Source organism: Deltaproteobacteria bacterium (assembly GCA_019309045.1).
Classification (GTDB): Bacteria; Desulfobacterota; Syntrophobacteria; order BM002; family BM002; genus JAFDGZ01.
The window spans coordinates 16,206-35,041 of the sequence record JAFDGZ010000030.1; the positions used below are offsets into that span (position 1 = coordinate 16,206).

16 protein-coding genes are annotated in these 18,836 nt (G+C 52.9%); 4 read left to right on the forward strand and 12 right to left on the reverse strand.

The window, feature by feature from the left end:
• Window positions 1-155 precede the first annotated feature (155 nt).
• Window positions 156-1,103, forward strand: coding sequence for a universal stress protein (locus tag JRI89_08275; GenBank protein MBW2071236.1), 948 nt, complete (start codon window positions 156-158; stop codon window positions 1,101-1,103).
• A 53-nt stretch (window positions 1,104-1,156) separates the two neighbouring features.
• On the opposite strand, the gene JRI89_08280 is transcribed toward JRI89_08275, so the two are convergent.
• The 12 genes from JRI89_08280 to JRI89_08335 all read right to left on the reverse strand — a co-directional run bounded on the left by JRI89_08280 (window position 1,157) and on the right by JRI89_08335 (window position 11,861).
• A complete protein-coding gene (locus tag JRI89_08280; protein ID MBW2071237.1) occupies window positions 1,157-1,945 on the reverse strand; it encodes a hypothetical protein in 789 nt (262 codons plus the stop codon).
• 174 nt (window positions 1,946-2,119) lie between these two features.
• Complete coding sequence (locus JRI89_08285) at window positions 2,120-3,541, reverse strand: NADH-quinone oxidoreductase subunit N (GenBank protein MBW2071238.1); 1,422 nt, start codon at window positions 3,539-3,541, stop codon at window positions 2,120-2,122.
• Window positions 3,541-5,013 carry an NADH-quinone oxidoreductase subunit M gene (locus tag JRI89_08290; GenBank protein ID MBW2071239.1) on the reverse strand — a complete coding sequence of 491 codons (1,473 nt, stop codon included), beginning with the start codon at window positions 5,011-5,013 and terminating at the stop codon, window positions 3,541-3,543. Before JRI89_08290 ends, JRI89_08285 begins: the two co-directional genes overlap by 1 nt.
• Before the next feature lie 19 nt (window positions 5,014-5,032).
• Complete coding sequence (locus JRI89_08295) at window positions 5,033-6,937, reverse strand: NADH-quinone oxidoreductase subunit L (GenBank protein ID MBW2071240.1); 1,905 nt, start codon at window positions 6,935-6,937, stop codon at window positions 5,033-5,035.
• Between the two features lie 2 nt (window positions 6,938-6,939).
• Window positions 6,940-7,248, reverse strand: a complete 309-nt coding sequence (gene nuoK / locus JRI89_08300) for an NADH-quinone oxidoreductase subunit NuoK (GenBank protein MBW2071241.1) — start codon at window positions 7,246-7,248, stop codon at window positions 6,940-6,942.
• Complete coding sequence (locus JRI89_08305) at window positions 7,245-7,775, reverse strand: NADH-quinone oxidoreductase subunit J (protein MBW2071242.1); 531 nt, start codon at window positions 7,773-7,775, stop codon at window positions 7,245-7,247. The genes nuoK and JRI89_08305 overlap by 4 nt, the downstream gene beginning before the upstream one ends.
• Window positions 7,772-8,254: an NADH-quinone oxidoreductase subunit I gene (locus JRI89_08310; protein ID MBW2071243.1), complete on the reverse strand. Its 483-nt coding sequence runs from the start codon at window positions 8,252-8,254 to the stop codon at window positions 7,772-7,774. The genes JRI89_08305 and JRI89_08310 overlap by 4 nt, the downstream gene beginning before the upstream one ends.
• Window positions 8,255-8,357: 103 nt before the next feature.
• Window positions 8,358-9,344: an NADH-quinone oxidoreductase subunit NuoH gene (gene nuoH / locus JRI89_08315; protein ID MBW2071244.1), complete on the reverse strand. Its 987-nt coding sequence runs from the start codon at window positions 9,342-9,344 to the stop codon at window positions 8,358-8,360.
• A 92-nt stretch (window positions 9,345-9,436) separates the two neighbouring features.
• A complete protein-coding gene (locus tag JRI89_08320) occupies window positions 9,437-10,543 on the reverse strand; it encodes an NADH-quinone oxidoreductase subunit D (GenBank protein MBW2071245.1) in 1,107 nt (368 codons plus the stop codon).
• On the reverse strand, window positions 10,536-11,018 hold the full coding sequence (locus JRI89_08325; GenBank protein ID MBW2071246.1) for an NADH-quinone oxidoreductase subunit C: 483 nt from the start codon (window positions 11,016-11,018) through the stop codon (window positions 10,536-10,538). Before JRI89_08325 ends, JRI89_08320 begins: the two co-directional genes overlap by 8 nt.
• Window positions 10,975-11,499, reverse strand: coding sequence for an NADH-quinone oxidoreductase subunit NuoB (nuoB, locus tag JRI89_08330; GenBank protein MBW2071247.1), 525 nt, complete (start codon window positions 11,497-11,499; stop codon window positions 10,975-10,977). Before nuoB ends, JRI89_08325 begins: the two co-directional genes overlap by 44 nt.
• Complete coding sequence (locus JRI89_08335; protein ID MBW2071248.1) at window positions 11,481-11,861, reverse strand: NADH-quinone oxidoreductase subunit A; 381 nt, start codon at window positions 11,859-11,861, stop codon at window positions 11,481-11,483. The genes nuoB and JRI89_08335 overlap by 19 nt, the downstream gene beginning before the upstream one ends.
• A 336-nt stretch (window positions 11,862-12,197) precedes the next feature.
• On the opposite strand from JRI89_08335, the gene JRI89_08340 reads away from it, so the two are divergent.
• From JRI89_08340 to JRI89_08350, 3 genes are all read left to right on the forward strand, one after another.
• Window positions 12,198-12,398, forward strand: a complete 201-nt coding sequence (locus JRI89_08340; GenBank protein MBW2071249.1) for a hypothetical protein — start codon at window positions 12,198-12,200, stop codon at window positions 12,396-12,398.
• Between the two features lie 75 nt (window positions 12,399-12,473).
• A complete protein-coding gene (locus JRI89_08345; protein MBW2071250.1) occupies window positions 12,474-16,190 on the forward strand; it encodes a molybdopterin-dependent oxidoreductase in 3,717 nt (1,238 codons plus the stop codon).
• 428 nt (window positions 16,191-16,618) lie between these two features.
• On the forward strand, window positions 16,619-18,133 hold the full coding sequence (locus JRI89_08350; GenBank protein MBW2071251.1) for a 2-isopropylmalate synthase: 1,515 nt from the start codon (window positions 16,619-16,621) through the stop codon (window positions 18,131-18,133).
• Window positions 18,134-18,836: the final 703 nt, after the last annotated feature.

Sequence of the window (18,836 nt, forward strand, 5' to 3'; positions counted from 1 at the left end):
GGGTCAACAATGCTTTTACACGGCGGCTGGAAAATGATAATTTGAGAATGCAGGCATTGTTTTCCCCCAAATACAGCATGCTGCATGCCAACCTCTGAAGGAGTTCAGGGTTGGCAACCGCAGCAAGAGTTAGCTGGCAGAAAGGAGAAGAGTCCATGGACCGTACATTGTTCTTTGCAGTGGATGGTTCAGAAAACACCATGCAGGCCCTGGACAATGTGGGACGCGCCTTTCTGGACACTGATATTCATCTGTGTCTCTTTCACGCCGTGCCGGAAAGCGCTGCCCTGTATCCCGGCGAACTTTCCACCATAAGCGGGGAACCTTCTGAGCTGGCACAACATCAACAACGCCTCGCCAATACTGTATTGGAACGGGCTGTGCAACTGCTGCTGCAATTGGGTTACAATCGCTCACGTCTCCACACTGAAGCTGCACACCGCAGTGCAGATCCTGCCCAGGATATCCTCGGCTTCACTGAAAAAAGACCATATACTGCTGTGGTTTTGGCCCGGAAGGGACGATCGCTGGTCAAGCGGTTCCTGGTGGGAAGCACCACCACCAAGGTCTGCCAGTATGGCCAGGGGCGGCATATATGGGCGGTTGGCACTGCCCCTCTGCAACCGCCTCGTGTACTCGCGGCCATAGACGAATCATCCTATGCTGAACGGCTTATCACCCATCTGGCAGAAAACTTTGCCTCACTTGCAGGGGCCAGCTTCACTCTCTGCCACATAATGCCGGCCAAACCACCCGGCTACTGGGATGATGGCCACATTCTTGACGACAACGAACGAGCAGAGCGTCAGGCCGTGGTTGCTCGCTGGCGGACCGCCTATGAAAACAAGCTGAGATCCCTGTTTGTCCGAGCAAGAGAGCTGTTGCAGAGGGGTGGAGCCCACGAAGGCAACATACATGAAAGGATGCAGACACAGATGAGTGGGGTTGCCAGAGATATTCTGGCAGAACTCAAACGGGGAAGATACAATGTGCTGGCGCTTGGCAGGCGCGGCACTTCCACTGCCAATGAGTTCTCGCTGGGCAGCTGTGTAGCCAAACTGCTCCAGAGTCCCTCAAAATGCACCCTGGTGTTGGTGAATTAGCAGCGCCTCCTGGGCAGAGCAATGGCATGGCACGATTCGCAACCTCGAACTGCTCAGTGTGAGGCCACCTTGTCCTCGCCACTGAGAGCTGCGCAGACACCGGCTGGACAGATGCCGCTTTCCACGTGCGCTTCGAACTCTTCCCGGAAGTGAGTCAGAAGTGAGATTATGGGCCCGCTAGTTGTGCGAGCAAAGTCACAATAAGGTGCATACTGCATGGCGTGACACACTAGATGCATGCGTTCCAGGTCCTCGGGTGCGCCCCGGCCAGCAATAATTTTTTCTACCAGCTCGAGAAGTTCAACTGAGCCGACTCTACAGGGCACACATTTGCCGCAAGAGACGCCCTCCTGAAAAGCGAGAAAGTATTTCGCCACATTTACCACGCAGAAGCTGTCATCTATTGTGGCAAGAAACCCCGTGGCTCGGTCATAGAGTATGGTTGCATCGATTGAATTGTTGGGATCAACGTGAAGCAGGTCGAAAAGGATATGTCCTCTTTCAAGGGTTTCAGCAACTATTTCGCCAGCTCGCTCAGGGGTGACTCCGCTGTAATAGAATCTCTTTTGAGGAAAACCAACCAGAACTCCGAAAGGGCAGTCCCCCTTGCAGCCAACTTTCATGGCAGCCAGTTTGATGCCCAGGCCCCGAGCATCGATTTCCTTTTCCAGGGCCAGGCGAACATCATCGCAGCCGCATACGCAAGAATTCGCAGGGGAGCACACAGTAATGCAGGGGCGGGCATGACCCTCTTCACAGAACGAAGCCCTCTGCTTCACTATGGCAGGCTCTTCTGGAGGTCGACGTCTGGTGATTTTTTTCTTCAAAAAGCTCAGTGCCATTCACTCGTCTCTCTTTTCCGTATTAGCCAATCTGCCAGGATCAGGTCCGCAGGCGAATCTCCTCTCAACACTTGCACTACATTCCCTCTATGTCTCGGCTTGCAGGAAATCCTGGCCTGGAAGCAGGAATCGCGCTGCAGCAGGCTCCCAGCTTCCCAGCGAATCTCAATTCCTTCACATCATTAATCCCTTTGCTGCTGCCCTGGCCACTTCCAGTACGTGGTGAGGATAGATACCAATGACCACCATAACAGCAACAAGAGCTCCGGCAAGCACCTTGGTGGGCATAGAGATGTTCAATCTCTCCATCTCCACATCGGGCTCGAGCAGGTAAGCGGCCTTCACCACCAGGATATAGTAGTACAGGGAGATGGTTGCATTTATCATGGCAATGATTACCAGCACCAGATGTCCCCTGGCCACAGCAGCAGCAAACACCAGAAACTTACCAGTGAAGCCGATAGTGGGAGGAATGCCGGCAAGCCCAAACACTGCCAGCATCAGCGTCATTGCCAACAAGGGTGATCGACGGTGCAAGCCAGCCAATTGAGCAATCTTTAAATCACTACCATCATAGGCAACATTCACCACCACCAGAAAGCAGCACAAATTCATTATCAAATATGCCACGGCGTAAAAAATTGCACTGGCATAGCCGCTAGCACTCATACTCAATATACCGATGAGCACATACCCCGCGTGCGATATACTGGAATAGGCCAGAAGTCTCTTCATGTCCTTCTGGACAATGGCAGTAAGATTGCCTATCGTCATGGAGGCAATGGACAGCACCACCAGCACATCCACCAGATACTTGCTGGCGCCTCCAGTCAATGCCACCATGCGCATCAAGATTGCCACTGCCCCAACTTTGGAAGCCGTGGCAATGAATGCCGTGACCTGATTGCTGGCTCCCTGGTAAACATCAGGAGCCCAGAAGTGAAAGGGAAATACTGCCAGTTTGAAAAAGAAGCCACAAAGTGTCAGCAGCAGACCTATCATTGCTGCCGGCGTGGTGATGACTGTAGGCAGTATTTTCATGATTTCAGCCACGTAGGTGGTATGAGTAACTCCGAATATGTAGGAGAGGCCGAAGAGCATGACGGCTGAAGCCGAAGCACCCACCATGAGGTACTTTATGCCAGCCTCCACATCAGTGCCGGGCCCCCGCCGCAGCGGTACCAGTATGTAAAGGGAGTAGCTGGACAGCTCCAGGGCTATATAGATGGTCAACAACTCAACCGCACTTACCAGCATCATCATGGCGAAAGTGCAGGTGGTCAGAAAAAGGTAAAATTCTGGATGATATCTCTCCTCCACACCTCTGAGTTCAGTACACAGGCAGATCACCAGGAAGAGCCCCATGGCGAGCATGACCTTGAAGACCTGAGAAAAGAGGTCTATCCTGTACGCCTCAAAGAACAGGGTCCCATGCAGTCTCACAGACATCAGGCTTATAAGCACACCCACAGAGGCCAGCAGCACGGCAACCTGGTAGTCACGCCGGGGATTTGTTCGCGGCAGCATGGCAAGGCCAAAAAAGGCAGCCGCCATCAGCAAACAATAAATCTCAGGGAGAAAAAGAATCCATTTCATCATGGCAACCCGTGAATAAAGGGAATCGAAGAGGTCTGGATCACATCAAGCATCAGTGAAGGAAACAGTCCAAAAATCACTATTACGGCCACCAGGATCATTCTCGGCAGGCCGAGTCCGAAGGAAACATCTGGCAGATGAGCAAAGCGCTCGTTTTTCTCGCCATAAAAGGTTCGCTGCACCACCCGCAGCATAAATAAAGCACTAACCACCAGGGCACAGATGGCCAGGGCTCCCCGCACTGGGTATACCTTGAAGGAGGCTAGAAAGACCAGCAGTTCAGCCCAGAAACTCGCCAGACAGGGCACTCCTATTCCTGCTAGTGCAGCAACTATAAAATAGCCTGAGGCCACGGGCATTATCTTGCTCATGCCACCAAGCTCGGGAATCATCTTGGTGTGGGTCTTGTCATAGATGTAGCCCACGGATGAAAAGAACAGAGCTGTCATCACCCCATGAGCAAACATCTGGAACACGGCTCCGTTCAGTCCGTCCACTGTGACTGTGGCCAAACCCAGACCAACAATTCCCATATGAGAGACGCTGGAGTAGCCAATGACATACTTGAGATCTGTCTGGGCCAGACCAACGAAAGCACCGTAGACGATGCCGCATGTGGCGAGCACGGCCATGAGCTGCGCCCAGTACTGCCACCCTTCTGGGCAGAGGAAGATACCCACACGCAGCACGCCGAAGGCACCGAGCTTCATGAGCACCCCCGCGTGGATCATGCTTACCGAGGTAGGCGCCGCAACGTGGCCTACCGGCGACCAAGTGTGGAATGGCCACACGCCTGCCAGCACGCCAAATCCCAGGTAAAGAAGAAGGAAGGCAAACTTTTGCTGGAAGGGAGTAAAGGTGCCCGGCTGCATGAGAGCGGTGATGTCAAAGGTGTTCAACCCTGAATTGACGAACAGATAGAGAATGGCGGGAAGAATCAGGGCGCTGCCTGCAAGAAGATACAGGGTAAGCTTCATGGCGCCGTATTCTTTGCGAGTGCTGCCCCAGACAGCAATGAGTGGATACATGGGAAATAGCGACACGTCATACCAGACAAAAATGAAGAAGAGATCCATGCTCATGAAGACGCCGAACACTCCTGCCACCAGCAGCAGGGTGAGAGCAAAGAACTCCTTGACGCGGTTCTCGAGCTCCCACATGGTGAGCACGCCAGTGAAGAGCACAATGCTGGTGAGCAGCAGCATGGGAAGGTTGAAGCCGTCCACCGCATTGAAATAGTAGATGCCGAGGGATTTGACCCACAGCACCTTTTCAACAAACTGCAGGCCGCCCAGGGTCTTGTTGTATGCAACAAAGAGGTAAAGTGAAATCACCACAGTGACAGCAGAGGCGATCAGACTCACCCATTTGATCAACATCTGGCGCTCTTCAGGGATGAAGAGGATCACCAGGAGGCCTATGACACAACTCAAAAGAATAGCCGTCAAATAGGGGAAGTTGGCAAACTCCATGCTCGTGTACTCTCTCTTCCTAGAAGAAGAAGTAAAGTGCAACCAGGGCCAGAACAGCAAACATGACCATCAAATTGTACTGCAACATGCCCGATTGGAGGAACGAAAGTAGCCAGCCTCCCCCAACCGTTGCCCGGCAAATTCCATCAATGCCGCCGTCTATCACCCGCCGGTCGTTCCTGGTGAACAAATTCGAAAAGACCCCGTAAATCACGTAATCCAGGAACCGCCGCCAGAAAAGATCCATGTACCACCGCTCAGCAAAAAGATCCCGCACCGCTGGGACTCTCTCCACAAAACCAATCTGGGCAGCTCCTGGTCGACCGAATTCGAACCAGGCCAGCACCACTCCGAACAAGGCCAGGCCCACCGCCGTGTAGAGCAGCCAGGCATGGTGGCCGCCACCGTGTGCTCCGGCCACCTTGTAGAGCCCCCCGAGAAAATGCTCCAGAGGAGCCTGGAAAAACCCGAGACCTATTGTAATGGCGGCGAGTATGATCAACGGCCATGCCATCACCCAGTAGATTTCTGCATGGTGATGGGCGTCATGGTGGCCTTCGTGAACCTCGTGATGTACTGGCTCGATTTTCTGGGGGAACAGAATAATAAAAATCAACCGGAAGGAATAGTAGGCTGTAAGAAATGCACCTGCCAAACCTGCCACCAGCCAGATGGGATTGTGAAGTCCGGCCAGGGCTCCCATGATGGCCTCTTTGCTAAAGAAACCAGACAGAGGCGGCAGACCTGAAAGGGCAGCAGCACCGATGGTCATGCAGATGATGGGGATTTTCAAACCACGTCCTCCCCGGGTTCCTATGTCGTACATGTCATTGGTTTCAAATTCATGAATCAATACCCCGGAGCAGAGAAAGAGAAGCGCCTTGAATCCGGCATGAGTGGTGAGATGAAAAGTCCCAGCAAAATAACTGCCCGCAGCCAGTCCCATAACCATAAATCCGAGCTGGCTGATGGTAGAGTAGGCCCACACTTGCTTGATGTCTCTAGTTACCATGGCCATGGTAGATGCCAGCAGCATGGTGATGGTGCCAATAGCCAGAAAGACGCTCATGGCAGTAGCCGAATTGCTGAAGAAGGGAAAAAGGCGGCCGAATAAATACACACCAGCAGCAACCATAGTGGCCGAGTGCAGGAGTGCACTTACCGGGGTGGGGCCTTCCATTGCATCAGGCAGCCAGGTGAGGAGCGGAAACTGGGCACTCTTGCCCACGATGCCCCCGAAAATCAACAGAGAAGCCAGGGTTATCACCGACGGTGACATGCGGGCCGCGACCATGGTGCTGTTCATCTCCACGATATTGAGATCGCCCAGGCTAAACAGCACCGTCAGTACGCCAAGGAAAAAGGCAACGTCTCCAAACCTGGTCATGACGAACGCCTTCTTACCTGCTTCAGAAGCACTGAACTTCTCGTACCAGAAGCCGATAAGCAGATAGGAGGCCAGACCCACCAGCTCCCAAAAGATGTAGAGCTGCAGCAAAGTGGGGGAAATACATAGAGTCAACATGGCCCAGGCAAAGAGCGACTGGAAGGCGTAATAGCGCGAGAAACCGGGATCGCCGGCCATATAACCCAGGGAGTACACCTGCACCAGGAAACTGATCACCGCCACAATGGCAAGCATGAGCAAGCTGTGTTGATCCAAGAGAAAGCCAAAGGTGATCAGATTGGTTCCGGAAAGAAGCCATTTGCCGGTGTATTGAATGGGATGTTGCATGTGCCACTGGGAGGCTAGCAGATAAATGGCACAGAAAAGCGAGATGCTTGCTGCAGTAAGAGAAATGGCTGCTGACAGTCTGGGATGAGGCCTGGTAAAAACCATGATTACCACTAGACTCAAGAAAGGCAATACCACTGTCAGCATAGCTGTGGCCAGGGTTGGGTTGTTGAGTAAGATGGAGGTCATGTTCATCCCCGCAGCTCTTGAGCACGTTCAATATTTATGGAGCGCAGCCTTCGGAACAAGGCCACGATGATACTCAGGGCTATGGCTGCCTCAGCAGCAGCAATACCCATAATAAAGAGGGTGTAAATCTGGCCCACGGCAGGATCTGGGGCCAGAAATCTGTTGAATGCCATGAAATTGATGCTGGCGCCGTTGAGCATGAGTTCCACTGCGATGAGCATGCCGATCAGTGATCGGCGCATGAATAGTCCAATGATACCCAAACTGAAAAGCAGGGCCCCAATAAAAAGATAGGTATAGAGACTGTTCACGACGGCCTCCTGCGAGCATAGCCGGAAATGAGAATGGCACCAATAATAGCCACTAGCAGTACCAGAGAAATTACCTCGAATACCAGATCATAGCGGGTGAGGAGGTAGCGGCCAATGGTGGCAATAGACCAGTCGTTGCCGCGCACCGCCGCCGGCTGCCAGCGGGTGAAAGTGACAACGCTGCACAGCACCATAAACACCAGGATGCCCACGATGGAAGCCAGCCCCACCTTGGCAGGCCGCCGCTTGGGCAATGACAGGTGCAGCGGTCTGGAAAGCATGATGGCAAAGACGATAGAAATGCATATGGCTCCCACATAGATGAGCAGCTGCATGAGGGCTATAAAGGGGCTGCCCAGATAGAGAAACAACCCTGCCACCCCGGTGAGGCAAAGGGCCAGTCCGAGAACGTTGTAGAGGATATTTCTGGGACGCAGGGCAATGACCGCTCCAGTGAGAGTTAGAAGAACCACCAAGGCAAAGCCTAATTCTGCGACTAGGCCGGGATGAAATAGCTGTTGAATCATGCCGACTCCTGAAGTCGCTGGACGAGATCCACCACTCCTTCCCAGCGACTGTAATGCGCAAGTTCGTATTCTTCAGAAAATTTCAGAGTCTTGGTGGGGCAGTTCACCACGCACAGGCCACAGAGGCTGCAGTGAGAAAAATCAATAAAATAAAGAGTCCCTTTCTTTTCCTCATGGGCTCGGGTTTTCTCGCCCTGCACCTTGATCACCTTTGTTGGACAAACTCGCATACAGGTGCCACACGCCACGCAGCGATGGCTGCCAGTTTCAGGAAACTTCTTGAGCTCTATATGACCTCTGTAACTCGGGCTCATCTGCAGCCGCTTGCGCGGATATTGCAAGGTTACCACCGGTCGATAAATACGTCTGATAGTAACCCCCATGCCCGCAATGAGACTCCAGCCCCCGGAAACGATCTCCTTGAGCACCCCTTTGAGGGAACCTTCTTTCCCTTCATCGTTATGGAAAAATACTGCCATTGAGATATCCCTCTTTGGTTGTCCTGCTCCTGACAGACCCCTCAGTCAGCTGCCGCCGTCCTGGGCTCCGTCTCCCCTCACTGCCTCTTCACTGTTGTCAGGCTCAACGGATCAGTTTGATGATGCCGGCATAGACAATCAAATGGACAAGGCCCGCCGGGATCATTATCTTCCATGAAAAGTTCATAAGCTGATCGAAACGCAACCGCGGGAATGTCCACCGTACCCACATAACGCAAAAAATGATTATATAGGTTTTCAACAAGAACCAGATCCAGCCGGGAACGGGGAGGAAATTCAGCAGTGGGGGGCTCTGCCAACCACCGAAAAATATGGTAGTGGCAACCGCAGCCACTATGAACATGTTTGAATATTCAGCTAGAAAGAAGAGGGCAAAGCGCATGCCGCTGTATTCAGTATGAAACCCCGCCACCAGCTCCGACTCGGCCTCTGGAATATCGAACGGCGCCCTGTTGGTCTCAGCAGTAGCGCAGATGAGATAGATCAAAGCAGCCAGCGGCATCCAGAAGACGTTCCAGACTTTGGCCTGTACTTTTACAATAGTGGACATTTCCAGGGAATTTGTCCAGAGTAGAACGCTCAAAACACTCAACAGCAGTGGGATCTCATATGCTACATTCTGGGCAACGGCCCGTACAGCTCCTAGAAGCGAATATTTGTTGTTTGCAGCCCAGCCGCCCATGAGAATGGCAAGCACGTTAAAGGCTGAAAAGGCAAAGATCAACAGCAAGCCCACATTGAGATCTCTCACCTGGAGATTCTTGCTGAAAGGAATTACCACAAAGCTGACAAGTACAGGCAGAAAGATCACTATGGGTGCAAGGGAATAGAGTTTGCGGTCCACATGCCGGGGTGTGATCAGCTCTTTTCCCACCAGTTTGACACCGTCTACTAGAGTTTGCAATATCCCGAAAGGTCCCACCTCTTTGGGGCCAATGCGAAGCTGGATGTGGCCAGCCACCTTCCTCTCCAGCCAAACCAAAAACAGGGCATTGATCTGGACCAAAACCAGAATACCTACCAGCCCTACCACAATTCTGGCTACGTCAGGGCCTAGTGCACTGACCATATTTTGCCACATACCTTGCTCCGTTCATTCCGATATCTGCTGCTTGTCCCCGCGAGTTTTCCTGGAGGCCCAGCGTCTTTCTTCTTTCTCAACTAGCGGTCCACCTCCGGCACCACTATGTCTATACTTCCCAGAATGGAAATGGTATCGGCCACCAGAGTACCAGGGAGCACGTCAGTAAGCACCTGGAGGTTGCTGAAGGAGGGCACTCTTACTTTGAGCCGATAAGGATACCGACTGCCGTCGCTTATAATGTAATAGCCCAGGGCGCCGCGCGCCGACTCGGCAGCAAAATAGCAATCCCCTTTGGGAGGCGAGACCCTCACCGGGGCGAGCCCTTTATGGGGGCCTGGAGGCAGCCGGTCCAGTGCCTGTTCAATAATGCGAAGACTCTGTTCCATTTCCTGGAGGCGCACCATGTAGCGATCAAAGGCATCACCGTTGCTGCCCGTAGGGATGTCAAAATCAAATTCAGGATAGACTGAATAGGGTTCCGCCTTGCGAATGTCATAGGGCACACCAGCAGCACGTAATATGGGACCAGTACAGCCAAAACGCAGGGCCAGGTCGCGGTCTATTATGCCCACGTCTTTGGTTCTGTGGATGAAGATGACGTTCTTGGTCACCAGATTGTGATAGTCGTGCCAACGGCTGCGAAGCCTCTTGATGAACTTGCGGGTGCTGCTGATGAACTCTTCATCGATATCTTTAGCCACTCCTCCCAGGCGGCAGTAGCTGTAAGTGAGGCGAGAGCCGGTTACTCTGTCCAGGATGTCCAGGATGATCTCACGATCGTCAAAGGCATAAAGAAATGGAGTAAAGGCCCCCAGATCCATGATATAGGTGCCAAACCAGAGCAGATGACTGGAGATGCGATTGAGTTCTGCGCAAATGACCCGAATATATTCAGCTCTGTATGGCACGGCTATGCCTGCCATTTTCTCTACCGCTGCCACATAGGCATGGTTGAAAAGCAAACCAGAGAGATAGTCCATCCGGGAAGAGTTGGGAAAGAACTGTTCATACAGATGGCTTTCAGCCATTTTTTCATGGCCTCTGTGCCCATAGCCTACAATCGGATCAGCTTCAACGATGTACTCTCCGTCCAATTTGAGGAAGAGCCGCAGGACCCCGTGGGTGCTGGGATGCTGAGGACCAAGGTTGAGATAGAAGGTTTGCTCGGTAATCGGCTCAAGCATCTGGGTAGCCATAGATTTCTTCCGTGCTCTTGTAAGAGTGTACCTTGCCGAATTCCTTCAACAGTGGATGAAAGTCGGCATCTTCCGGTAACAGCAAGCGACGCAGGTCAGGATGCCCCTCGAATTCAATGCCGAAAAGGTCGAAGACCTCCCGTTCATGCCAGAGGGCAGCATTATAGATACTGCTAATGGAAGGCACCGCTTGTCCTTTGCTCAGCTGAAGTCGTACCACCAGACGCGACATCTTGCCGAAGGAATTGAAGTTGTAGATTACCTGGAGGCCGTCAGTAAAATCGGCTGCAGTGACAAACTCCAGAAATAGATCCTCTTTCCTGGCAACCTCTGCTACAGAGACGATCTGCGCTGCAGTTGTCCTGACCTCCAGAAGGTAACCTCTTCTACCATAGTCTCGTGGGCTGACCGCCGCTTCATCAACGACTCTGCCCAGCTTTTCTCTTAAAGCGTCTGAAGACATTCCGTTTCTCGCCTTTGGTAATCAAATCCTCGAGAGCCAGAAATCCCTGAATCAAACCTTCGGGTCTCGGAGGACAGCCAGGGACATATACATCTACCGGGATGAGCAAATCTGCACCCGGCACTATGGCATACTGGCCCTCATATTCGAATGGTCCCCCGGAAATGGCGCAATTGCCCATGGCAATGCACCACTTGGGCGCCGGCATCTGTTCCCACAGGGTAACTATGGTTGTCGCCATTTTTTTGGATATGGTGCCAGCCACAATCATCAAGTCCGATTGCCGCGGCGAAGGCCGGAACACCCCAGCGCCAAAGCGGTCCAAGTCGAACCGGCTGGCTCCTGCCGCCATCATCTCGATGGCGCAGCAGGCAAGACCGAAAGTCATGGGCCACAATGAATTTGCCCGGCACACGTTGAGCACTTGCTCGAGCACAGCAAAGCGAATGCGGGGCCCTGTTTCTAAACCTTTTTCTGCCAATTGAACACTCCCTTACGCCAGGCGAAGACAATTGCCAGGGACAAGATTCCGATAAAAAGCACTATCTCAATAAAGTCACGGATGACAAAACCCTTGTCATAGGTGAGGGCAACCGGAAACAGATACAGTACATCCACATCAAAGGCCAGAAAGATGAGGGCAAAGACGTAATAGGCCACGCTGAACTGCACCCAGGCGCTGCCAATTGCTGGCATACCGCTCTCATATGTCTCGGCTCGTTTTTCACCCACGCTTCTGCCGCCAATTAGCCAGCTGATAATAATGGGCGTCACCGCAAAAAGAAGTGCCACCACCAGGAAGGCGGCAACGTAAAGAAAATCGTGCAATGGATTTACGTCCATAGCTCCACTCTCAATATGTGAAATATTGGGGGCGTCCTGCTGAGTTGTTCAGGGTGAAAAAACCCTGATTTTCAGGGCTCTTGTTAGCAGGTCATGTGGTAATATTTATCACAAACAGGCGGTATTCTCACCGAAACTTGGACCTGTGTCAAGCACAAAAGGTGATCATAGTGGAAAAAGTGGATCTCATTAATAGTCACAATCCTTCTAACTAATGAAAGACATATTGATTCTCGCCTTACAAGCCGATTTTCTGTTGACTCGCTAGTTGCCCTGTCTATAATAGGTGACTTTGGTGGTCGTGTTTCCTGATTAGGGTGGAGGAGGAATAGACAAATGACACAACAGTTGTCCATGCCCAATGGCGACGCGGAAGAAACCTTTAAAATGTATGCTTCAACAGTGGGGGCTCGGTTCATGCGTAGAGCAAACAAAATTTTCGAGGACTTCCCCACGTCCAAATACCTGCTCTATTTTTGTATCTACACGGTGGAGGTCATAATTGCATTCTGGATCGGCATGCAGCTCGGTCACTGATTCTGGCTAGCACTCTAGAATTTCGCTTATCAGCAGCAATCAGACAATCTCCATTGACGGAAAAAGAGGATATTCATGAAGGAAAAAGTTCGACTCACCATTGACGGGCAACAGGTGGAGGTGGAGAAAGGTACCACTATCCTGGAAGCGGCCAAACAGCTGCACATCAACATCCCCACCCTTTGCTACAGTGAGATCTTGAGGCCCCAAGAGCGGTGCAGGATGTGCGTGGTGAGAGTGGCGGGAGAAGAGCACCTGCAGGCCTCCTGCAGCACAGAGGTTCTAGAAGGCATGGAGGTCACTACCGACTCGGACGAAATCCGCCAGATGCGCAGACTCATGCTCGAACTCCTGCTCAAGGAGCACTATGGCGACTGTGTTGCACCTTGTCAACTCACCTGCCCAGCAGGGATTGATATTCAGGGCTATATTGCCCTCATCGCCCAGGGCCAATATCTAGAAGCACTGAAGCTCATCAGGGAGCGTATTCCCATGCCCCTGACTATTGGCCGCGTCTGTCCTCACTCCTGCGAGTACAAGTGCAATCGCAACCTTCTGGACGAACCGGTAAACATCAACCACCTGAAGCGGTTTGTGGCGGACTATGAGATGTTTTCCGGCAAGAGGAATCCACCAGACCTTGCGCCCCTTTCAGGCCGCAAAGTGGCCATTGTAGGCGGCGGCCCTGCAGGGCTTTCAGCGGCATACTATCTCCGCTGTCTTGGACATGCCAGCACCATATTCGATGTCATGCCCGAACTTGGAGGCATGCTGCGCTACGGCATCCCGGAATATCGCCTGCCAAAAAAGATCCTCGACTGGGAAATCGACGGCATCCTGGAGCTTGGCAATATCGAGGTGAAACTCGGACAGGCCTGGGGCAAAGATTTCACTCTGGAATCGCTGAAAAATGAAGGCTACGATGCCATTTTTATAGCCATCGGCGCCTGGAGCACTCGCAAGCTCGGCATACCCGGAGAGGAACTGGAGGGAGTCTACGCTGGCGTTGATTTTCTTGTGGACCTTGCCCTGGACAAACCAGTCAAGACGGGACGAAATATTGCCATAATCGGTGGCGGCAATGTGGCCATCGATGCTGCCCGCAACTGCATCCGCAAAGGTGCGGAAAGCGTCACAATCATCTATCGTAGATCTCGGCAGGAAATGCCTGCCAGTCCAGAGGAAATTCACGGGGCGGAGGAAGAAGGGGTAAAATTTCATTTTCTGGCCGCACCCGTCCGACTCATTGGCAGCAACGGCAAGCTCAGCAAGCTCGAGTATGTCAAGATGGAACTGGGAGAACCAGACGCCAGTGGCAGAAGACGTCCAGTGCCCATCGAGGGCTCTGAAACGCAGATTTCTGTGGACACGGTTATTGCTGCCATAGGTCAGTTCCCGGACCTTTCGCCCATAGATTCAGACTCAGCAGCAGAGGGCATGCCCACCACCAGATGGCACACAATAGGTGCTGACCCGGAGAACATGTACACAGGAATCGAGGGAGTCTTTACCGGTGGGGATGTGTACCGAGGTCCAGAGACAGTAGTAGGCGCTTTGGCTGACGGCCGCAAAGCTGCCTTTTCCATCCACCAATATTTTACGGAAGGTCGAGTAAAGCCGCTGCCCGAGCAGTTCAATATCCTGAAGGGAGATCTGGCCAGCATCGATAGGGAGCAGTTCTCCCACGTACCCTCGGAACCGCGAGCGTGCATGCCAGAACTGCCGGCAGAGGAACGCAAGAGCCATTATGAACAAATCGAACTGGGTCTTTCAGAGGATGCCGCCCTGCGGGAAGCAGAACGCTGTTTGTCCTGCGGTTGTCTGGACACCTTCGATTGCAAACTCCGGAGGTATTCTTTCGAGTTTGGCATTGACAGCCTGACACATACCGAGCCGATGGTTCCCTTTGCTGAAGTGAGCCAGAAGGATACTCATCCTTTCATACTGGTCGATCCCAACAAGTGTATTCGTTGTAAACAGTGTTACGAAGCCTGCACGTACTTTCAATGTTCCGACGCCATTGACTTCGATGATACACCCACGCTCAACCCTCGCTGCGTGTCCTGTGGTCTCTGTGTGGATATGTGTCCCACCGGCGCTCTCGAAGAAAGAATTCAGGGGAAGCCAGGGCCTTTTCTCTTCGAGCGCCTGGACGCTTTCTGCCCCCATTGCGGCTGCGGCTGCCACATCGTCCTCAACATCAAGGGTGGCAGGGTATACAAAGTTACCACACGCCCCAGCGCACCCCCCAATTACGGACAGACCTGCCAGCGAGGAAGGTTCAACAGTTTTAACTACCTGCACGCTGATAACAGACTTCATGTGCCTTTGCTGCGTCAAAACGGCGAACTGGTGGAAACCACCTGGGATGATGCCATGGGTCGGGTTGCCTCAGAACTGACACGGTTGGCAATTGCCCACGGACCGGAGGCTGTTGCCGCTGCAGGTTCTGCTTACGCCACCAATGAAGCCAACTTTTTGCTGCAAAAAATCTTCCGCACTCAGTTCGGCAGCAACAATATAGACTATCCAGGCAGCAGCTCTTCTCGAAACACCATGAAGGGGCTCTCTTCTGTTCTCGGCACGGGTTCTATGACAAATTCCTACAGGGAGATCGAGAGGGCAGATGTTATCCTGGCCCTAGGCAATACCATTGAAGAATGCAGTCCTATTATTGCCACTGCTCTACGTCGGGCCAGCCGAACCAATGGCAAGCGTTTGCTGCATTGCAGTTCCAGCGAGTCCCCTTTTGCCTCTTTTAGCCACTCCACCCTGATCATCGAAAAAGGTGCTGAATTAGATTTTCTCAACTGCCTTCTCTGGTCGCTGGTTAGAGCAAAGCTCTACAACCAGGAGTTTGTGCGTACAGCCACTGCGGGCTTTGAACTTTTTCTCAAGGCATTGGAGAAAATGGACGGTGAGCAGCTTGCAGCCCGGGCGGGAATTCCACTGTCAACAGTGGAAGAAATTGCGCGGCTCATTGCCGGGGCCACCTCTATTGCCCTCGTTTATTCAGAAGACGTGCCCGCTCAGACCAATGGAATTGCCACTGTCGAGGCCATAGCCAACCTTTGCCTGTTAACGGGGAACATAGGTCGAGAACACAGCGGCATATACCCACTTTACTCGCATATCAATGTCCAGGGTGCTCTGGACATGGGAGTATTACCCGATCACTATCCCGGGCATCTCAGCCTCAAACAAGCAAGCAACCGCAAACAGTTCGAACAGACATGGTCGGCTGAACTTTCTGCAAAGGTGGGTCTCAGCTGGCCTGAAATATTGCAGGCTTGTGCCGCAAAGAAAATAAAAGGCCTCTACTTCCTGGACGGCAGACTGCCCATGACTGCCGAGGAGATCGAGCAATTGGGCAGCAGCCTCGCAGAAGTTGAGTTCATGGTTGTCCAGGCGTTCTCCATCACTGAGATCTGCAAATATGCTGACGTGATCCTGCCTTCTCTGGCCTTCACCGAACAGTCAGGAACATTCACTACCATGGAACGGCGGCTGGAAAAACTCAACGAGCTGATCAGCGGACCTGGCCAGGCCATGCCTGACTGGCGGATCCTGGCGGATCTTCTTGCGGCTCTCGACCCGAAGAGTTCCTACGACAACGTGGATGCCGTCCTGGAGGAGATCACCAGCCTGGTGCCGTTTTATGCCGGTATAACATACCAGAAGCTGGGCAGCAGTGGCTTGCAATGGCCGCTTTCCAGCGACAGCACCCAGGGAAGCGGAACTTTGCCAGCCCCCCTGTTAAAAGATCGTTATGAATTCGCTGTACCACGTTAGAGGGCGCCGGCTCATCAGGTTGGCGAACGGATTTTTTTCCAACAACCTGATTTTTTCTGTTGCATTTTCACTGCAGTTCCGATAAAGAGGATGAAAACACTGTGTAACGGTGACTTAGAGTCAAATATGATGCAACAATTAAGGCAAAGGGCTGAACTTCTTAGCGCAGAACTGCTGCTCCTTAGCAGCTTGTTGGGGTTGTGCGGTCCGCCCATTGCCTTGAGAGTGCGCTGACCTTAAGAGGTAGACAAATTCCAGGCCATGGGCAAAGCGCTCATGGCCTTTTTTTATGGTCCACAGCCAGGGACAAAACGGTTGGCCAGTCAGAGGAAGGGAGGTGGTTAGTATGGGGCTACCGCTGTCAACAGCTGAAGCATCAGCCGACGACGAAGGACTTGACCTTAAAATTTTACAGAATGGAGGTAATCATGGAAACCAGGAAGATAAGGATCTTCGACACGACCCTGAGAGACGGCGAACAAGTACCGGGCGCCAAACTCAATCAGAAGCAAAAACTGGAAATTGCTCGCCAGCTGGAAAAGCTCGGGGTGGATGTCATCGAGGCAGGCTTTCCCTGCTCCTCACCGGGAGATGCCCAGGCAGTGAGACTGGTGGCCCAGGAAGTGAGAAAACCTATAATCGCTGGACTTGCCAGGGCGGTGAAATCAGATATCGATATATGCTGGCAGGCTGTGCGTGAGGCTGAACAGCCAAGGATTCATGTATTTCTAGGGTCCTCTGATATTCACGTCCAGAAGAAGTTGCGTATGGATCGCGACAAGGCTCTCGACTTGGCCGTGGAATCTGTGCGTTATGCCAAGAAATTCTGTGCCGATGTGGAATATTCCACGGAAGATGCTTCCCGGACCGATTTCGACTACCTTTGTCGGGTAATAGAGGCGGTCATCAAGGAAGGAGCCACCACCATAAATGTTCCAGACACAGTCGGATATGCAATTCCAGAAGAGTTCGGCGACCTCATCCGTCGTCTCCGCGAAAGAGTGCCTGCCCTCGACAAGGTGGTCCTCAGCGTCCATTGTCACAATGATCTGGGTCTGGCGGTCGCCAATTCTCTAGCTGCGGTGCGCAATGGGGCCACCCAGGTGGAATGCACTGTGAACGGTGTGGGTGAACGAGCGGGGAATGCCTCCATGGAAGAGATCGTCATGGCCATCCGCACCCGCCCCCATGTCTTCAAGGTGCACACAGATATTCGCACGCAGGAAATCTATCGCACCAGCAGGTTGGTCAGCCGCCTGATGAACATCCCGGTGCAACCCAACAAGGCAATTGTCGGCAGCAACGCTTTTGCTCATTCTTCTGGCATCCATCAGGATGGCATTCTCAAAGATCGGCAAACGTATGAAATCATACGACCGGAAGACGTGGGCATTCAAGACCACACCATGGTGCTTACCGCCAGATCTGGCAGAGCCGCTGTACGCCACAAGCTCACGGAGCTCGGCTTTGAATTGGACGAGGAGCTTTTTCAGAGAGTTTTTCAGCGCTTCATCGATGTGGCAGATAGGAAAAAGGAAATCACTGCCAAAGATCTGAGCAGTATTGTGGAAATCGAAATGGCCAAGGTCCCTGAAACCTATTCCTTTGTAGGATTGCAGATCATGAGCGGCGACCAGGCCATCCCTATTTCCTCGGTTAAACTCCAGAAAGGCGACGAAATCCTGATGGACGCGGCCACAGGCAATGGCCCAGTAGACGCCACTTACCGCTGCATCGACCGCCTGGTAGGACACCGCGGCAAGCTCCTCGACTATGATTTGAAGGCGGTCACCACGGGCAAAGATGCCCTCGGAGAGGCAATGGTGCGCGTCGAGGTGGAGGGGCGGGTTTACTCGGGCGTTGGCACCAGTCCGGACGTAATCGAGGCGAGCGCCAGGGCGTATCTCAACGCCTTCAACCGCTATTTCGCCAATAATCATTAATCTCGATTATGCGTATCTCTCCGCCCGGGAAACTCGGCTGCGGCCAGGGTTACGAGGCCCGTTTCGGCTGGCGGCCACGGCTTTCGGTCAATCCACTTGGCCGGGAGAACTCATCGGAAAAACTTCGTGGTCTGCGGAGCAAAGAACATTCGGAGCCACCGACAACTCATTACCCGCTACCAGAAGAGCCAAGGTTATTATGGAAACATGACTTACCTAGAGGTCAACTGAGGCTACCTGAGATACGCGACTATGTTCTTTGCGGAGCAGGCCTTCCTGCCCAGCACCTCCGCCTTGGGAGCTCGGCCAGGACCAGGGTCACGAGGCCCGTTTCGGCTGGCGGCCACGGCTTTCGGCTAATCCACTTGGCCGGGAAAACTCATCGGAAAAACCTCGTGGCGTGATGGCAGGAATGTCTGCGGAGCAAAGAACATTCGGAGCCACCGACAACTCATTACTCGCCAGGTGAACAGCCGAGGTTAATATGAAACTATCCCATACCCAGAGATCAACTGAGGCTACCTTAAGCTCTCATCTCCCATGACTCTCCGTGACGAGACCTGAAAGATGGCTGTGCCACCGGGCAACCGCAGGGACTCGAACCCGAAGGCGTACTTGAACAGTACGTCGCAGGGGGCGAGGACCGAGGACGCCCGGAAGGATAGTCATATTTCAGGTCGCAGTAGGCGAGTTGTGGATGATG

Coding starts and splice junctions, on each gene's coding strand:
- JRI89_08290 (MBW2071239.1), bottom strand. CDS start 5,013: ATGGAGTTTGCCAACTTCCCCTATTTGACGGCTATTCTTTTGAGTTGT.
- JRI89_08280 (MBW2071237.1), bottom strand. CDS start 1,945: ATGGCACTGAGCTTTTTGAAGAAAAAAATCACCAGACGTCGACCTCCA.
- JRI89_08340 (MBW2071249.1), top strand. CDS start 12,198: ATGACACAACAGTTGTCCATGCCCAATGGCGACGCGGAAGAAACCTTT.
- JRI89_08305 (MBW2071242.1), bottom strand. CDS start 7,775: ATGATTCAACAGCTATTTCATCCCGGCCTAGTCGCAGAATTAGGCTTT.
- JRI89_08325 (MBW2071246.1), bottom strand. CDS start 11,018: ATGTCTTCAGACGCTTTAAGAGAAAAGCTGGGCAGAGTCGTTGATGAA.
- JRI89_08310 (MBW2071243.1), bottom strand. CDS start 8,254: ATGGCAGTATTTTTCCATAACGATGAAGGGAAAGAAGGTTCCCTCAAA.
- nuoH (MBW2071244.1), bottom strand. CDS start 9,344: ATGGTCAGTGCACTAGGCCCTGACGTAGCCAGAATTGTGGTAGGGCTG.
- JRI89_08295 (MBW2071240.1), bottom strand. CDS start 6,937: ATGACCTCCATCTTACTCAACAACCCAACCCTGGCCACAGCTATGCTG.
- JRI89_08320 (MBW2071245.1), bottom strand. CDS start 10,543: ATGCTTGAGCCGATTACCGAGCAAACCTTCTATCTCAACCTTGGTCCT.
- JRI89_08345 (MBW2071250.1), top strand. CDS start 12,474: ATGAAGGAAAAAGTTCGACTCACCATTGACGGGCAACAGGTGGAGGTG.
- JRI89_08350 (MBW2071251.1), top strand. CDS start 16,619: ATGGAAACCAGGAAGATAAGGATCTTCGACACGACCCTGAGAGACGGC.
- JRI89_08285 (MBW2071238.1), bottom strand. CDS start 3,541: ATGAAATGGATTCTTTTTCTCCCTGAGATTTATTGTTTGCTGATGGCG.
- JRI89_08335 (MBW2071248.1), bottom strand. CDS start 11,861: ATGGACGTAAATCCATTGCACGATTTTCTTTACGTTGCCGCCTTCCTG.
- JRI89_08275 (MBW2071236.1), top strand. CDS start 156: ATGGACCGTACATTGTTCTTTGCAGTGGATGGTTCAGAAAACACCATG.